This window comes from Pseudomonas sp. FW305-70 (genome assembly GCF_058783925.1).
The window spans coordinates 54,731-70,317 of sequence record NZ_JBYSYZ010000027.1 but is presented as its reverse complement, the minus strand read 5'-3'; the positions used below and the strand labels follow the sequence as shown (position 1 = coordinate 70,317).

Sequence of the window (15,587 nt, the reverse complement as noted above, 5' to 3'; positions counted from 1 at the left end):
CCGGTACATTCAACATCTGCATGACCTGGCACTCCGCCATCGCGGGCAAGCCCGCTCCCACAGGGTGGTGAGTCGTGCTCGCGTGCTGGGTACACACGTGATCCTTGTGGGAGCGGGCTTGCCCGCGAAGAACGATGACGCGGTGTATCGGGAACACCGCCCGCTGGCCCCTACGCCGAATACCGTTCGCAATGGAAATCCCGATCGCCCAGGCAGCTCTGCGCCACGCGGACACGCTTGAGGTACAGGCCGACATCCAGCTCGTCGGTGACGCCAATGCCGCCGTGCATCTGCACGGCTTCGTTGGCCACCTTGACCGCCGTGTCGCCGGCCTTCCATTTCGCCAGGCTGACCAGTCGAACCCGTGCCCCGGTGTCGAGGCTGGCGTCATCCAGGGTCGCCAGCGCGGCCATCAGCGCGCTGCGGCTCAGTGTCAGGTCGATGTACATTTGTGCAGCGCGATGTTGCAGGACCTGGAAGGTGCCAATGGGTGTGTCGAACTGCACACGGGTCTTGAGGTACTCCAGGGTGGTTTCGAACAGTTGCTCGGCCATCCCCAGCAGCTCCGCCGCCAGGCAGGTGCGGCCACGGTCCAGCGCGGTTTCCAGCGCGGCCCAGCCCTCGCCCAGGGTGCCCAGCAGCGCTTCGCTACCCAATTGCACCTGATCCAGTTGCAGGCGTGCGCTGTTGCGCGAGTCGATCAGAGGCAAGACGCTGACGGTCAAACCCGGTGTATCGGCCGGCACCAGGAACAGGCTGATGCCGTGCGTGTCGCCCGGCTGCCCGGACGTGCGCGCCGCCACCACATAGGCATCGGCACCCAGACCATCGACCACCCAGTACTTGTCGCCGTGCAAGCGATAGCCCTGCCCTTCGATTTTCGCCTCCAGGGCAATGCGGCTCGGGTCGTGGCGCGAGTGTTCGTCCACGGCCAGGGCCAGGCGCTGTTCGCCACCAATCACAGCTTGCAACCAGCGCGTCTGTTGCGCCGAGTTGCCCGCCAGAAGCACCAGCGAACCGCCGAGTACCACGCTGGACAACAGCGGCGTGGCGGACAGGTTGCGGCCCATGGATTCGAAGATCGGCCCAAGGCCCTTGCAACCGAAATCCAGGCCGCCGAAGTCTTCCGGAAACGGAATCGCGCTCCAGCCCAGGTCGACCGCGTCCCTCCACAACTGCGCATCGAAACCCGGCTCCACCGCACCATCGCGCAGTCGACGCTGGGCACTGACCGGGCTGCGGGCCGCGAGAAAGTCCCGGGCGCTGTCAGCCAGCAAACGCTGTTCATCGCTATAACGCAGGCTCATGGGGTGACTCCTTTTTTAGCGTCGGGCAAGCCCAGCACGCGCTTGGCGATGACGTTCAGTTGGACCTCCGAGGACCCGCCGGAAATGGTCAGCGCATAGCTGTTCAACCAGGAGCGAGTCACCGCCAGTTGCTGCTCGCTGAATGCCGCGCTCTCCCAGCCAAAGGCATGCCCGCCCATGGCATCGAGCAGCACTTCGAACTTGTCGCGTTCCTGTTCGGTGTGCACCAGTTTCATGATCGACATCAGGCCGCCGATGTCGTCGCCGGCCCGCGCCTCTTCCCCCATGCGCTGCACGGTCAGGTTGTAGGCATGCTCGTTCATCGCACAGGCCGTGGCCCGTGCCTGCAAGGCGTGTTCGCTCTGACTCCGGGGCGCCGGCACGTATTCGCGCATCAGAGCCAGCAGGTCGAAGTGCGACGGCAGGCTGAACTCGCCGAACTTCGACATCGCCTTGCGTTCGTGTTGCAACAGGTACTTGGCCAGATTCCAGCCGCCGTTCAACGGCCCGATCAACTGGCTCTTGGGCACTTTCACGCTGTCGAAGAACACCTGGCAGAACGCCGATTTGCCGCTGATCAAATCGATCGGCTGCGGCTTGACGCCGGGGCTGCGCATGTCCAGCACAATCAGGCTGATGCCTTCATGTTTCGGCGCGCTGAAGTCGGTGCGCACCAGGGCATACATCCAGTCGGATTTGTCGCCATAGGAAGTCCAGATTTTGCTGCCGTCCACTACAAAGTGATCGCCGGCATCACGGGCGGCCATTTTCAGGCTGGCCAGGTCGGAACCGGCGTTCGGCTCGGAGAAGCCTTGGCACCAGCGCACTTCGCCGCGGGCAATCGGCGGCAGCAGATCGCGTTTCTGTTGCTCGCTGCCAAAGGCCAGCAGCACCGGCCCGAGCATCCAGATACCGAGGTTGATCTGTGGCGGCCGGCACTTGAGGCGGCGCATCTCGCTTTCCAGCACAGCCAGTTGTTCGTCGCTCAGGCCAGCGCCGCCGTATTCCTCAGGCCACTCGGGACAGAACCAGCGCTTGTCGCGCATGCGCTCGAACCACAGGCGCGCGTCTTCGCAGGGAAACTGCGGGTTCTGACTGCCCCACACCACATCGCCTTCAGCCATGCCGGTGCGCATCGACAGCGGGCAGTTAGCCTCCAGCCAGGCACGGGTGTCGTGCCTGAATTGCTCGATAGTGCTCATGAAAGTCCCCTTCGACCCGCCCCGGATCCGGGGCGAGTACGGTTTTTGTTTTTGATGGACCAGCGTCAGCGTTGGGTGCGCGGCATGCCGAGGCCAAACTGCGCGATCAGCTCGCGCTGGATTTCATTGGTGCCACCGCCAAAGGTCAGGGTCACCGAACTGCGCAATTCGTATTCCAGCTCGCCCTGCAGCAGCGTCGCCGCCGAGCCGCTGCGCATCGAACCATTGGCGCCGAGGATCGCCGCCAGCTTGCGCAGGATCTCGATGGCCGACTCCGAGCCGAACACTTTGGTGGTCGAACTCAGTGCCACGTCCATGCGCTCGCGTTCGAGGTCGGCGGCGATGCGCATATTGATCAGGCGCATCGCCTCCAGCCGCGCATAACACTCGGCCAGCGAACTGCGCACCCAGGCCTTGTCCATGGCCCGATGCCCCTGCTCGTCGCGGGCCCGCGCCCACAGGTAGACCCGGCGAAACAGCGCCACCACCTTGTCCGACCAGGTGCCCAGGCCGAGGCGTTCGTGGTTCAGCTGCGAGGTGATCATCTTCCAGCCACCGTGCAACTCGCCCACCAGCATCTCGTTGGGCACCCGCACGTTGTCGTAATAGGTGGCCGTGGTCGGAATGCTGGTGGTGGGAATCAAGGTGTGGGAGAAGCCCGGTGTCGTGGTGTCGACGATCAGCAGCGAAATGCCTTTGTGCCGTGCCTGGGTCGGGTCGGTACGGGCCGCCAGCCAGACGAAGTCGGCCGATTCGGCACCCGAGGTCCACAGTTTGTTGCCATTGACCACGAAGCCTTCGTCGTCCTGGCGGGCGCTGGTTTTCAGCACCGCCAGGTCACTGCCGGCTTCCGGTTCCGAGTAGCCGATGGCGAACATGATCTCGCCTGCGGCAATGCCGGGCAGGAAACGTTCTTTCTGCAGCTCGCTACCGTGAGCCATCAAGGCCGGACCCACGGTACTGATGGTCACGAACGGCAGCGGCGCGCCGGCGATGTTGGCTTCTTCGAAGAAGATCAACTGTTCGGTGGCGGCGTAACCCTGGCCGCCATGGGCCTTCGGCCAGCCGACCGCAAGCCAGCCGTCGCGACCCATCTGGCGGATGGTCTGGCGAAACAGCTCGCCGCCTTCCTTGCCGCGCAACTGCTCGCGCATGTCCGGAGTCATCAGGGCCTGGAAATAGTCCCGCACCTTGTGGCGCAGGGCATGTTGTTCGGGAGTGAGGTCGACGAACATCTGCTGCTCCTTAGGCTGCGCCGAGAATCAGGCCGCTGGTGGGTACGCCGGTGCCGGCGGTGACCAGCACGTTCTGCACATCCTCCACCTGGTTGACCGCCGTGCCACGCACCTGGCGCACCGCTTCGGCGATGCCGTTCATGCCGTGGATATAGGCTTCGCCCAGTTGCCCGCCGTGGGTGTTGATCGGCAGTTTGCCGCCACGGGCGTGGTGCCCGGCACGGATGAATTCCTTGGCTTCGCCGCGTTTGGCAAAGCCGAACTCTTCCAGCTGTGGCAGCACGAACGGGGTGAAGTGGTCATAAATCACGGCGGTCTGGAAAGACTCGGGACCGAGGCCGGACTGGCGATACAGCTCGCGGGCGACCACACCCATTTCCGGTAGCCCGGTGATGTCGTCGCGGTAGAACGAGGTCATGCTCTGCTGGCCGTGGCTGATGCCTTGGGAGCCGGCCTTGATGGTCACCGGTTTCTGCCGCAGGTCACGGGCGCGCTCGGCCGAAGTAATGACCATCGCCACGGCGCCATCGGATTCCTGGCAGCAATCGAGCAGATGCAGCGGTTCGCAGATCCAGCGCGAGGCCTGGTGTTCTTCCAGGGTGATCGGCTTGCCGTGGAAAAACGCTTGGGGGTTGGTCGCGGCAAAATCCCGCGCCGCCACTGCGATCCGACCGAAGTCTTCGCTGGTAGCGCCATAGGTGTGCATGTAGCGCTGGGCGAACATCCCGACCCAGGCCGCCGGTGTATGGAAGCCGTGGGGCATGTACCAGCCGTAGTTGACGTTGTCGAAGGTCGGTGCCGAAGCGAAGCCGTAGCTGCCGGTACCGAAGCGATACCAGGAACGCTCGTTCATGGCCCGATACACCACCACCACTTTTGCCATCCCAGTGGCCACGGCCATCGCCGCGTGCATCACCGGTCCGCAGGCCGCACCGCCGCCATGGGGCACTTGCGAGAAAAACTTGACGTCCTTGCACCCCAGCAGTCGGGCGATTTCATACTCCGGGACCTTGTCCACCGAGTAGGAGCTGAAGCCCTCGACCTCGGACGGATCGATGCCGGCGTCCTTGAGCGCGCTCAAGGTGGCCTCCAGGGCCAGGCGCAATTCGGTGCGTCCGGAGTTCTTGGAAAATTCGGTTGCGCCTAGACCTACGATCGCGGCACGCCCGGAAATCGATGAATCAGTCATCTGTGTCTCTCCGGCTGTCAGGGCAGGACCAGCGCGACCGTGCCGGTCACGTGGTTGCCCATGGAATTTTTGCCGCTCAAGGTGATTTCCACCGAACGGGTGTCCGCATCAACACCGGTGACGCTGCCATTGAAGGTCATGCAATCACCGGGATAGTTCGGCGCGCCGAGCTTGATTTTCAGCGCGGTGAATTGCGCCAGCGGCCCGGCCCACTGCTCGATGAACCGCTGCACCAGCCCGTTGGTGGTGAGGATGTTCATGAACACATGGGGCGAACCCAGGGCACGGGCCGCTTCCGCGTCGTGGTGACCGGGGAAGTAGTCACGGGTGGCAATCGCGCCGCCGTTGATCAGGGTCACCGTGATCGGCACGGCAAGCTCCGGCAGTACTTCGCCGGGGCGCACGTCGTCAAAGCGCTTGGTGTTCTTCGAGGTCATATTTCCATCCCAGCTTGTCGTTATCGTTGAGCCAGTCGCCCAGGCGTTCCAGGCTTGCCGCCGAGCCACCCAGGGCAAGGCACAGACCGCGGCTCCAGTAGAGAAAACGGTGGATCGGGTACGTCAGGTCGACGCCGATGCCGCCATGTACGTGCTGTGCGATATGGCCGATGCGATGCCCCGCTTCACAGGCCATCCACGCGGTGGCCAGGGCTTCGCTGGGCGCCGGCAGACCGGCATCGATGCGGTAGGCCAGTTGCCACAGCACGGTGCGCAAGGCTTCGACGGCGATATGGGTGTCGGCCATGCTCATCTGCACCGCCTGGAAGCTGCCGATGCTGCGCTCGAACTGCCGGCGCTCGCTGACATAGGCCACGGTGCGGCGGATCTGCTCTTCACTGAGCCCCAGTTGCAGGGCTGCCAATGCCGCTGTGCAGCGCAGCTCCAGCCAGGCGACGGACTCGGCCGGCAGCAGCGCGGTAGCGTTCACGGTCAAGCCTTCGATATGCAGGTCGGCCACCGCTTCCCCGTGAGTCAACACCGCCGACACCCGCTGTACCTCGGGCGCCGCCAGGTCGAGCAGCAGCAAGCGCGGTTGCCCCTCGGCCTGCACCAGCACCAGTGCGGCGCTGGCTTGGTCACCCAGGGACAACGCCGCGACCCGGCCATTGATCGACCAGCCCCCGGCATTCGCCTGTGCCTGCAACTCAATGCCCCGGGCACTGCTCAAGCCATCGACGGACAGGCTCAGCAGTGCCTCGCCGGACGCCGCTTTGGCCACCCACCCGGCACCGTCGCCAGCATCAAAACGGGCCAGAGTCGCGGCCGCCAATTGATGACGCCACAATGGCACTTGGGCCAGGGCCTTGCCCTGGGCTTGCAGGACCAGCATCAGTTCGGTCATGCCCAGACCGCTGCCGCCGTGTTCTTCGGGAATCGCCAGGGCATGTAGCCCGGTCTCGATACACAACGTCCACAGCGGCGCCATCATCGGCTCGCCACTAGTGTCCCACTGGCGCATGTAGTCGTCATGGCAATGGTCGACAAACAAGCCGTCGGCCATCTGCGCAATGGCGCGCTGGTCTTCGCTCAATTCGAAATCCATGGTGGCTCCTATGCCTCTACCGGCCGGAACAACGGCAGGGTCAGCTGGTCATCGAAGGTCTGGAACTCGACCTGCAAACGCTGGCCGATCTGCAATTGCTCACGCTCGATACCGACCAGACCGGCGATCAGGCGCACGCCCTCCTCCAGTTCGATCAGGCCGATGGGATTGGGGTAATCGAACGGCGGCACTTCGGGGTAGTGCATCACCACGAACGAATACAACGTGGCGCGGCCGCTGGCCTGCAGGGTGTCCCAGTCGAAGCTGTGGCACTCGATGCACACCGGTGCCGGTGGATGACGCAGGGTCTGGCAGGCGGTGCAGCGCTGGATCAGCAACTGCCCCTTGTCGCAGCCTTCCCAGAAAAACCGGGTGTCGTCGCTGATGCCCGGCAGCGGGCGCTTGGCCTTGACCGGTGCCGACTCAACCTTGGCCGGTGCCTTGGCGTTGGCCGCGCGGAATTTGAAGACGCGAAACAGCAGCTCGCCCACCGGCTCATCGCCGCCGGCCTTTTCAACGAAGTGGCTCATCACCAGGGTGACGAAAAAGCCAGTGCCCAGGGCGGTGGTTTTCTCATCGCCAACCGAATCCAGGCGCGTGGTGTAGTAGAGCTTTTCCCCCAAGCGCACCGGGCGGGTGAAGCTCAGCTCGGAATTCACCGCCACGGTGGAGGCATAGCCGTAGGCTTCCATCTCCTTGAGCACCTCGTAAGGGTTCTCGTCGGTGGAGCCAGGCGGATAGTTGTTGGCATGCAGGCCCTCCATGGTCCACACCTGCAACATCGCCGGCGGCGCGATCAGGCCCTCATGTTGGGTGCCCAGGGCAAAAGCCGGGTCGATGTAGAGTGGGTTGTCCACGCCCATGACCTCGCACCACTGGCGAATCATCGGTGCGTTGACCTCGTCCCAGGCATACACGCGGCCGTACTGGCGCCCCACCAGGGCGCGTACATTGGATAGCAATTGTGGATCAGCCAAAGTCGTCTCCTTCAGATTGAAGGCGGCCACCGAACCCGGTCGCCGCAATAGGTCGATCAGGTGGGCAGAACCTGCGCGGCACCGAGAAATGCCGGGCGTTCACCACCGCCGTGCAGCAACAGGTTGCAACCGCTGGCGTAACTGGCCAGCGGTGATGCGATGTAGAGGCAGGCGTTGGCGATGTCTTCGGCCACCGCCATGCGGGCGGCAGGAATGCCGGCAGCGACGGCGGCGATACCGGCCTCGGAGCCGTAGTGCAGATGCGCCTGTTCGGTCAGCACCAGCCCTGGGCTGACCGTGACCACCCGCACCTTGGGGCCCCACTCCACCGCCAGCGATTGCACCAACGCCAGCACCCCGGCCTTGGCCGCGCCGTAAGCGGCGGTACCTGGCGAGGAACGCAGTGCACTGATGCTGCCGATAAAGACGATGCAACCGCCCTGCGCCTGTGCCTGCATCAGCCGGTTGGCGTGCTGGGCGACGTTGAGCGGCGCGATCAGATTCAGCCCGATGATGCTTTCGTGAAACCTCGGCGAGGCCGTGGCGGCGTCGGCGGAAGGACTGCCGCCGGCGTTGTTGATCACCACGTCGAGGCGCCCGAAGTCGCGCTCGATGGTGGCGAACAGGCGTTGCAGGGAATCGTGGTCACGCACATCGGCAGCAATGAAGCTTGCACTCTTGCCACCCAGTGTCGGCACCTGTTCAGGTTCGCGCCGGGCACAGACGATCACCCTCGCGTTGGCTGCCAGGAATCCTCGTGCGATACCGGCGCCGATGCCCTTGGTGCCACCGGTGACCAGCACCACTTTGCCGCTGTAATCAAGACCCGAATGCAGCTCCATCATGTGCTCCTTTCTCTACTGACAAGGGTCACTCTAGGGACGAACCGCGGGGCAAACTACGTCTGAACGGACGATGAAAATTCAACCTCGTGAACAGGACACTGGCGGCCATTCACACCTTGTCTGGTCTTTGAGGCTGCCCATGTCCGACTCATCCGCTGCACCGATTCTGCTCGAACGCCCACTGCCCGGCGTGGCCCTGCTGCGGCTCAATCGCCCGCAGGCGACCAATGCCTTGAGCCTGGAATTGCAGGCGCTGCTGTCGCGGCATTTCAGTGAGCTGGCGATCGATCCCGAAGTGCGATGCATCGTTCTGACGGGCGGTGACAAGGTGTTCGCTGCCGGGGGCGACATCAACAGCATGGCCGGGGTCGGCGCCATCGATATCTACAAGCGCCACACCGAGCGGGTCTGGGGGCCGATCCAGCATTGCCCGAAACCGGTGATCGCGGCGGTCTGCGGTTACGCCTACGGCGGCGGTTGCGAGCTGGCGATGCACGCCGACCTGATCGTCGCCGGGCGCAGTGCGCGCTTCTGCCAACCGGAAATCCGCATCGGCATCATGCCTGGCATCGGCGGCACGCAGCGGTTGGTGCGCGCGGTGGGCAAGGTCAAGGCAATGCGCATGGCGCTCACCGGGCAACCGATCAGCGCCGAAGAGGCCTGGGTGGCCGGGTTGGTCAGCGACCTGGTGGACGATGACCAGGTACAGGCCCACGCCCTGGAGCTGGCACGAGTCATCGCGGCGATGCCGGCCCTGGCCGCCGAGCAGATCAAGGAAGTGATCCTGGCCGGCATGGACGCCCCGCTGGAGGCCGGCCTGGCCCTGGAGCGCAAGGCCAATGCCCTGCTGTTTGCCTCACGGGACCAGAAGGAAGGCATGCAAGCGTTCATCGATAAACGCCCGGCTCAATTCGAAGGGTATTAAGCGTTCGTCAAGGTACAAAACCTGTGGGAGCGAGCCTGCTCGCGATAGGGCCAGCATATTTTCAACATCTTGTTGACTGACCCGCCCCCCATCACGAGCACGCACACAGTTGATCGCATTTCAGGCCTGGCACGGACGTCAGGCTAACTTTCCAACGGGTCCCCAAGGCCCGTTTTTTTTATGCCTGCACCAATCCCTTGTGGGAGCGGGCTTGCTCGCGAAGAGGCCGGTACATTCAACATCTATGTTGACTGACACACCGCCTTCGCGAGCAAGCTCGCTCACAGTGATTTTGTGTGGGAGCAAGAGTTTAGATACTCATCACCAACTGCCCACTATCAATGCGCAACTCGACACCATTGATTGCCCGGGACTCGTCGCTGGCGAGGAACAATACGCTGGCCGCCACGTCTTCAGGCCGGCACATGCGGTTCATCGGGTCGCTGTCGATGGTCAGGCGGTTCGGATCGACGCCCTCGGGGAAGCTAACGCGGGTCATGTCGGTGAGTACGCCATCGGGGTGCAGGGTGTTGCAGCGGATGCGGTATTTGCGCCGTCGACACAGTACCGCCACCGAACGCGACAACGCCGCAACCGCCCCCTTGGAGGCGCCGTAGGCCAGATAATCATCACGCCCGGCCAGGGCCGCGATGGAAGACAGGTTGATAATCGAACCACCGCTGTCCTTCATCAACGCGATGCCTTCGCGACAGCCCAGAAACACACTGTCGGCATTCACTCGCAGCACCTTGTTCCACTGCTCCAGACTGGTTTCCTCAATCGAGCCGCCGATCAGGATGCCGGCGTTGTTGACCAGGATATCCAGGCGACCGTAGTGCTCGCGCACATGGCCGATGACCTGAAGCCACTGGTCTTCACTGCTGACGTCCTGACGGATAAAGGCAGCAGCCGGTCCGATTTCGGCCGCCAGGGCCTGGCCTGCCTCGACGTCCAGATCGCTGATCAGCACCTGGGCACCTTCGGCCGCCAGCAACCGCACGCTGGCAGCGCCGATCCCTTTGGCGCCACCGGTGACCAGCGCAACCTTGCCGTGAACCCGGCCGTTCTTGTTATGTTGATTGAGCATCATCATGTCATCTCGTGTGCGTGAATCGATTAAGGTTGCTGGCCGCGGGCGACAGCGGCGCCTGCACGACGACCGGAGAACACACAGTCGGCCAGAGACAAGCCACTGATGTACAAGTGCGAAGGAATCCCCAGGGCACTGCGCCCGGCCGCGTACAGGCCATCGATCGCCTGGCCTTGCTCGTCCAGCACTGCCCCGCTGCCTTCATCCACGCGCAAGCCGCCCAGGGTCAGGGCACCCAGGGGGAATACCGGATTGGTCACGGAGATATCACAGGCATAGAACGGCCCCTGTTCCAGCACCTGGCGCCCGCCCTCAGACTTGCCGAACGGCTCCGGCGCCTCGCCACGGGCGGCAGCGTTGGCGGCCAGCACCGAGGCACGCAGCACGGCGGGGTCCATGGACGTCGCGTCGGCCAGCTCACTCAGGCTCTTGCCCTTGCGCACCTTGAACAGCATCAGCGCCAGGGCCGGAAAACTCTGGAACCACCAGTAGCCGCCGAAGAGTGCCTCGCCAATGGCCTTCTTGCGCAACGGTGCATCCAGCACCAGCCACGCCTTGCCGCCCTGCTCTTCCATCAACGGCTGGCCCAGGGTGGCACCGTAGACTTCTTCATTGCAGAAGCGCCGGCCCTCGCGATTGACCACGATACCTTTGTGCCAACTGTACGGCGGGTTGAGGAAGCGCCACGCGGACACCCGTTCAAGCCCCGAACCCTGGCCGCCGACACTGGCGCCCAGACGCAAACCGCTGCCATCGCAGCCGGTGGCGCCGACCTTGAAGTTGCGCTGGAACTTCGGTGCATGCTGCTCAATCATCTGGCGATTGAAGATGAAACCACCGGTACTCAGGATCACTCCGCTGCGCGCACGCACCCGCTGGGGCCGGGCGAAATCCCGTTCGAGTTGGCAGACCTTCTTGCGCAGTTTATTGCAATAGCCAGGAGCGAAGTTCTGCAATCGCTCGGCACGGGCAGCCAGTTGTGCATGCAACTGCGCTTCCTTGCTGCCATCGGGAATACACCAAAACTCGACACCCAGCACCCGCCCCTTAGGATCGACCACCAGCCGTCGCGCCGCTGCCTGCAATAACGGCCTCACTCCGGCCTTCAGGCACGCAGCCTTGAGGTGAGCAAAAAGCAACGCGCCGCCCTGCCCCTTGCCCACGGTGCGATGACCGCGTGGCGCCGGGGGCAAAGGACCACCGTAGTCGGGCACCAGCTCGTTACCAGAGTAATAGAGGAAGTAACCGTCAGGTGGGTACGAGGTCTTGCCCCCCGGCGGCATCTGGTGGGCGTAGGGTGCGCCGTGGCTTTCCAGCCAATCGAGATTGCTCACACTATCGGCACAGAAGCGCCGCAGGGTGTCGTCGCTGACCACGCCGCGGGTTTCGTGCTTGAGGTAATCGAACATGGCTTCGGGGCTGTCGTTGAAACCCGCCGCCTGCTGATGGCGAGTGCCGCCACCGGCGTACACCACCCCGCCGCTCTTGGCGCTGGCACCGCCGCCGGTGAAGCGGTCGGCGATCAGCACATCGGCGCCCTGTGCGCGAGCTTCCAGCGCGGCGCAGGCACCGGCCGCGCCCCAGCCGACGACCAGCACATCGCATTGATCGTCCCAGGTCAGGCTGTTGCTATCGGCCACCTGCAAGGGCGGCAATATTTCGGTGCTGGGAATGTTATCGGACATGGACCCTCCTAACGCTGGCTGACCAGGTGGTTGGCGGCGACATAGCCGAAGGTCATCGCCGGTCCCAGGGTGCCACCCGCCCCCGGATAGCTGGTGCCCATCACCGACGCCGAGCAGTTACCGATGGCGTACAAGCCGGCGATGGTCGTGCCATCATCGCGCACCACTTGTGCATGCTCGTTGGTCAACAGACCGCCCTTGGTGCCAATGTCCCCGGCGTCCAGGCGCATGGCGTAATACGGGCCTTTGCGCAGCGGCGCCAGACAGGGGTTGGGCTTGATGTTGCTGTCGCCGTAATAACGGTCGAAGACGTTGCCGCCACGGGCGAAGTCGAGGTCCACACCGGTGCCTGCATAGCTGTTGACCTTGTTGACGGTGGCTTCCAGGCCAGCGCTGTCGACGCCGATCTGCCGGGCCAGGCCGGCCAGGTTGTCAGCCTTCCAGTACAGGTTGTTGAGCCACTCCTTGCGCAGGCGGCTGTCGGGCATGATCTGGCCCGGCATCAACGGGCCCATGGCGTAGTTGAAACGGAAATGCGCGTCGAAGATCACCCAGGCCGGCACCGATTTCCCGCCGGTTTTCTGGTTGTCCTGATGCATGGCATCGACGAACTCCAGGTACGGCGCCGCCTCGTTGACAAACCGCTGCCCCTCACCGTTGACCACGATGGCGCCAGGGAACGCACGCTCGGCGAAGATCCCCCGGGGCTTGTCTTCTCCCGGTACGGCAATGGTCGGCGCCCACCAGGCCCAATCCATCAAGGCGGTGGCCGCGCCCTGAGCCATGCCGGCTTCCAGCGCCGCGCCGGTGTTGTTGCCAGGCGGTGTCGCGCTCCAGGTTTTGCGGGTTGGCTTGGGCAGGTACTGGTCGCGCAGGACCTGGTTTTGTTCGAAGCCACCCGAGGCCAGGATCACCCCCAGGCGCGCCTGCAGTTGCAGCTCGGCACCGTCACGTCGCACGTTGATGCCACTGACCCGTCCGTTGTCGGTGATGAGGCCGCAAAAATCGGTGTTGAGCCACAGCGGAACATTGCGATCCATCAGCGAGCGACGCAACGAGGCCACCAGCGAACTGCCCAGGGACGCACGGCGATCAATCTTGCTTTTGCGCCGCCATTTGAAGTCCAGCTTGTAGCGCAGCATCAGTTTCATGATCAGCAGGCGCCAGCCAAAACTGCGGGCCATGACCTTGTGCGCATCACGCGCAGTCCAGGCAATGCACCCCATCAGCAAGGTGGAAGGCGACGGCTTGCGCAGGTTTGCCAGTTCCTCACCCAACAGGCTGGTGTCGAAGAACTCCGGGTCCAGGGTCCGCCCACCGGCCAGGGCACCCGGCAGGTGCGGATAATAATCAGGGTATTTGGCCGCCACCGCGTAGCGCACCCGGCTGATACGAGTGAGCTGTTCGATCATCTTCGGCGCATTGTCCAGGTAGGCGCGCAGGCGCGTTTCATCGACATGCTCGCCCGCCGCCGCTTGCAGGTAAGTCAGGGCCGTGGCGTAGCTGTCGTTGCCGTTCATGCGCGCGAAGTAATGGTTGTTGGGGATCCAGATACCGCCGCCGGAGATCGCCGAGGTGCCGCCGTACTGGTCGCTTTTCTCCACCACCAGCACGCGCAAACCCTGGTCGGCGAGGAACACCGCCGAAGTCATCGCACCTGCGCCCGAACCGACGACGATCACGTCGTAGTGGGTCTGAGACTGAACTTGAGCCGTCATTGTTTTTATGCCATTAGCTGAGGTCAGAAAAAAAACCGCCGACGACGCAGCGGGTGCGCTGGCGGAGTGCAGCCCATGATCGGGGTTGCAGGGGGATGGGCTCATCGTCAAAGTGGACTAGGGCCCGGCAACCAACCTCGCTCCCGTAGGAGCGAGGCTTGCCCGCGAACGGCACGACACGGTGTATCTGCCAGACCGCGTCATCGTTCTTCGCCGGCAAGCCTGACTCCTACAGGGACATGATCATCCCCAGGTGCATGGGAACGATCATCGGGCGGTTACAGCAAGGCGCGCCTGGCGGCCCACGGATGGGCCTGTTCCAATTGGCTCGCCAGGCGCAGCAGCACGTCTTCGCCACCCAGGCGAGCGGTGAACATCATGCCCACCGGAAGGCCGTCGGCGCTCTGGCCCAGTGGTAGAGAGATGGCTGGCTGGCCGCTGACATTGGCTATCACGGTGAAACCGGCGCTGCCCATGGCCTGATGGGCGTAGCTGTCCCAAGGCTGGTCAAGCGACAACAGACCCAGCTTCGGAGTCAGGCTGCCCGTGACCGGCGACAGGATCACGTCGTAGCGTTCGAAGTGCTGCTCCATCGTCGCGCCAATACTCTCGAACGCTTGCCGCGCGCGGTACAAGTCTTCGCCGCTGGTCGCTTTCGAGCGTTCGAGGTTGACCAAGGTGATCTTCTCCAGATCCTGAACCGTGGCAGCCCGTCCGAGTACCTGCTCCCGGTCATGAATCTGCACACGCAATGCCATGCCGAGCGCAGTGCCATGGGCACCGAACAACTGGCGCGGATCGATGTTCAGCGTCAATTCGTCGAGTTGATGCCCAAGGGCCAACAGTTGCTTGATGGTCTGTTCCAGTGTGGCGGCAATCGCCGGATCCAGAGGGGCGCCGGTCAGTGATTGGCGCACCACGGCCACGCGCAACTTACCCGGATCACGTTGCAACTCTTCCACATAAGGCCGAATCAATGGTGGGCACCAATATGCACTGCCCGCCTCATGACCCTGACCGGCATCGAGGAACAGCGCGGTATCGCGCACCGTGCGCGACACCACATTGGCAGCGCTGGCTCCAAACGAACCTTCGAAATGCAGTGGCCCGCTGGGGGTGCGATAGCGGGTCGGCTTGAGCCCGACCACGCCGCAGTACGAAGAGGGAATGCGGATCGAACCGCCGCCATCAGTGGCATGAGCCACGGGAACGATCCCCGCCGCCACCGCAGCGGCCGAGCCACCAGAAGAACCGCCTGCGCTCATGGCCAGGTTCCACGGGTTATGAGTCTGGCCCCAGGCCAGGGATTCGGTGGTGGTGGTCAAGCCAAACTCGGGGGATGCGGTCTTGCCGAACGGCACCGCACCGGCCTGCTCGTAGCGGGCGATCAGGGTGCTGGTGCGGAGAGCGGGCGGTGAGTCCTTGAACATCCGGCTACCGTTACTGGTGATCGTACCTTGTAGCGTGGTGTTCAGGTCCTTGAACAGCAGCGGCACACCGGCCAGGGTGCCCTGGTTGTAGGTGCCGGCGGCGCGGCGCTGGGCGAGCAGTGTACGCGCGTAGGTTTCATGCAGCATGTTCACTGCATTGATCTTGGGGTTGACCTCGTTGTAGCGGGCCAGCGCCGCCGCCAACAGGTCCTCGGCGCTCAGTTCGCCGCTGCGGATCGCCTGGCTCATCGCCCAGGCATCCATGGCCTGGTAGTCGCTGGCCGACAGTCCCGCCGCGCGAGCGTCGGCAAACCGCCCCAGTAGCCCGACGCCGAGAGCCACGGCACCTGCCTTGAGTACACTGCGGCGCGGCCAGCCGGTGGTGGTGGAGTTTAGTGGTGCGTTTTCGTGGTTATCCATGGAAGTGATCGCGCCCTGATTG

Annotated in this window: 13 protein-coding genes; 1 reads left to right on the top strand and 12 read right to left on the bottom strand. The window is 63.8% G+C overall.

Annotation, left to right across the window (positions count from 1 at the left end; genetic code table 11):
- Window positions 1–170: 170 nt before the first annotated feature.
- From AC3WN7_RS19470 to AC3WN7_RS19435, 8 genes are all read right to left on the bottom strand, one after another.
- Window positions 171–1,307, bottom strand: coding sequence for an acyl-CoA dehydrogenase family protein (locus AC3WN7_RS19470; RefSeq protein ID WP_102674580.1), 1,137 nt, complete (start codon window positions 1,305–1,307; stop codon window positions 171–173).
- Entirely contained in the window at window positions 1,304–2,509 is a 1,206-nt protein-coding gene (locus AC3WN7_RS19465) for an acyl-CoA dehydrogenase family protein (RefSeq protein WP_102674579.1), read from the bottom strand. The genes AC3WN7_RS19470 and AC3WN7_RS19465 overlap by 4 nt, the downstream gene beginning before the upstream one ends.
- A 65-nt stretch (window positions 2,510–2,574) precedes the next feature.
- Window positions 2,575–3,744 (bottom strand): acyl-CoA dehydrogenase family protein, encoded by a 1,170-nt coding sequence (locus AC3WN7_RS19460; protein WP_102674578.1) that lies wholly within the window; start codon window positions 3,742–3,744, stop codon window positions 2,575–2,577.
- Window positions 3,745–3,754: 10 nt separating this feature from the next.
- Window positions 3,755–4,933 carry a lipid-transfer protein gene (locus AC3WN7_RS19455; protein WP_102674577.1) on the bottom strand — a complete coding sequence of 393 codons (1,179 nt, stop codon included), beginning with the start codon at window positions 4,931–4,933 and terminating at the stop codon, window positions 3,755–3,757.
- Window positions 4,934–4,950: 17 nt separating this feature from the next.
- Window positions 4,951–5,370 carry a MaoC family dehydratase gene (locus AC3WN7_RS19450; RefSeq protein ID WP_102674576.1) on the bottom strand — a complete coding sequence of 140 codons (420 nt, stop codon included), beginning with the start codon at window positions 5,368–5,370 and terminating at the stop codon, window positions 4,951–4,953.
- Window positions 5,342–6,475: an acyl-CoA dehydrogenase family protein gene (locus AC3WN7_RS19445; RefSeq protein ID WP_102674575.1), complete on the bottom strand. Its 1,134-nt coding sequence runs from the start codon at window positions 6,473–6,475 to the stop codon at window positions 5,342–5,344. Before AC3WN7_RS19445 ends, AC3WN7_RS19450 begins: the two co-directional genes overlap by 29 nt.
- Before the next feature lie 8 nt (window positions 6,476–6,483).
- On the bottom strand, window positions 6,484–7,452 hold the full coding sequence (locus AC3WN7_RS19440) for a bifunctional MaoC family dehydratase N-terminal/OB-fold nucleic acid binding domain-containing protein (protein ID WP_102674574.1): 969 nt from the start codon (window positions 7,450–7,452) through the stop codon (window positions 6,484–6,486).
- Between the two features lie 56 nt (window positions 7,453–7,508).
- Complete coding sequence (locus AC3WN7_RS19435; protein ID WP_102674573.1) at window positions 7,509–8,294, bottom strand: SDR family oxidoreductase; 786 nt, start codon at window positions 8,292–8,294, stop codon at window positions 7,509–7,511.
- A gap of 142 nt (window positions 8,295–8,436) precedes the next feature.
- Here AC3WN7_RS19435 and AC3WN7_RS19430 point away from each other — a divergent pair, with 142 nt between their 5' ends.
- Window positions 8,437–9,222: an enoyl-CoA hydratase gene (locus tag AC3WN7_RS19430; RefSeq protein ID WP_102674572.1), complete on the top strand. Its 786-nt coding sequence runs from the start codon at window positions 8,437–8,439 to the stop codon at window positions 9,220–9,222.
- Between the two features lie 310 nt (window positions 9,223–9,532).
- Here AC3WN7_RS19430 and AC3WN7_RS19425 read toward each other — a convergent pair whose 3' ends face one another.
- The 4 genes from AC3WN7_RS19425 to AC3WN7_RS19410 form a co-directional block, all read right to left on the bottom strand.
- Entirely contained in the window at window positions 9,533–10,315 is a 783-nt protein-coding gene (locus AC3WN7_RS19425; protein ID WP_102674571.1) for an SDR family oxidoreductase, read from the bottom strand.
- Window positions 10,316–10,338: 23 nt separating this feature from the next.
- A complete protein-coding gene (locus AC3WN7_RS19420; protein WP_102674570.1) occupies window positions 10,339–11,997 on the bottom strand; it encodes an FAD-binding protein in 1,659 nt (552 codons plus the stop codon).
- Window positions 11,998–12,005: 8 nt separating this feature from the next.
- A complete protein-coding gene (locus tag AC3WN7_RS19415; RefSeq protein ID WP_102674569.1) occupies window positions 12,006–13,715 on the bottom strand; it encodes an FAD-binding protein in 1,710 nt (569 codons plus the stop codon).
- 278 nt (window positions 13,716–13,993) lie between these two features.
- Entirely contained in the window at window positions 13,994–15,565 is a 1,572-nt protein-coding gene (locus tag AC3WN7_RS19410) for an amidase (RefSeq protein WP_102674567.1), read from the bottom strand.
- Window positions 15,566–15,587: the final 22 nt, after the last annotated feature.

Coding starts and splice junctions, on each gene's coding strand:
- AC3WN7_RS19425 (WP_102674571.1), bottom strand. CDS start 10,315: ATGATGATGCTCAATCAACATAACAAGAACGGCCGGGTTCACGGCAAG.
- AC3WN7_RS19435 (WP_102674573.1), bottom strand. CDS start 8,294: ATGGAGCTGCATTCGGGTCTTGATTACAGCGGCAAAGTGGTGCTGGTC.
- AC3WN7_RS19455 (WP_102674577.1), bottom strand. CDS start 4,933: ATGACTGATTCATCGATTTCCGGGCGTGCCGCGATCGTAGGTCTAGGC.
- AC3WN7_RS19420 (WP_102674570.1), bottom strand. CDS start 11,997: ATGTCCGATAACATTCCCAGCACCGAAATATTGCCGCCCTTGCAGGTG.
- AC3WN7_RS19465 (WP_102674579.1), bottom strand. CDS start 2,509: ATGAGCACTATCGAGCAATTCAGGCACGACACCCGTGCCTGGCTGGAG.
- AC3WN7_RS19415 (WP_102674569.1), bottom strand. CDS start 13,715: ATGACGGCTCAAGTTCAGTCTCAGACCCACTACGACGTGATCGTCGTC.
- AC3WN7_RS19460 (WP_102674578.1), bottom strand. CDS start 3,744: ATGTTCGTCGACCTCACTCCCGAACAACATGCCCTGCGCCACAAGGTG.
- AC3WN7_RS19445 (WP_102674575.1), bottom strand. CDS start 6,475: ATGGATTTCGAATTGAGCGAAGACCAGCGCGCCATTGCGCAGATGGCC.
- AC3WN7_RS19430 (WP_102674572.1), top strand. CDS start 8,437: ATGTCCGACTCATCCGCTGCACCGATTCTGCTCGAACGCCCACTGCCC.
- AC3WN7_RS19470 (WP_102674580.1), bottom strand. CDS start 1,307: ATGAGCCTGCGTTATAGCGATGAACAGCGTTTGCTGGCTGACAGCGCC.
- AC3WN7_RS19410 (WP_102674567.1), bottom strand. CDS start 15,565: ATGGATAACCACGAAAACGCACCACTAAACTCCACCACCACCGGCTGG.
- AC3WN7_RS19450 (WP_102674576.1), bottom strand. CDS start 5,370: ATGACCTCGAAGAACACCAAGCGCTTTGACGACGTGCGCCCCGGCGAA.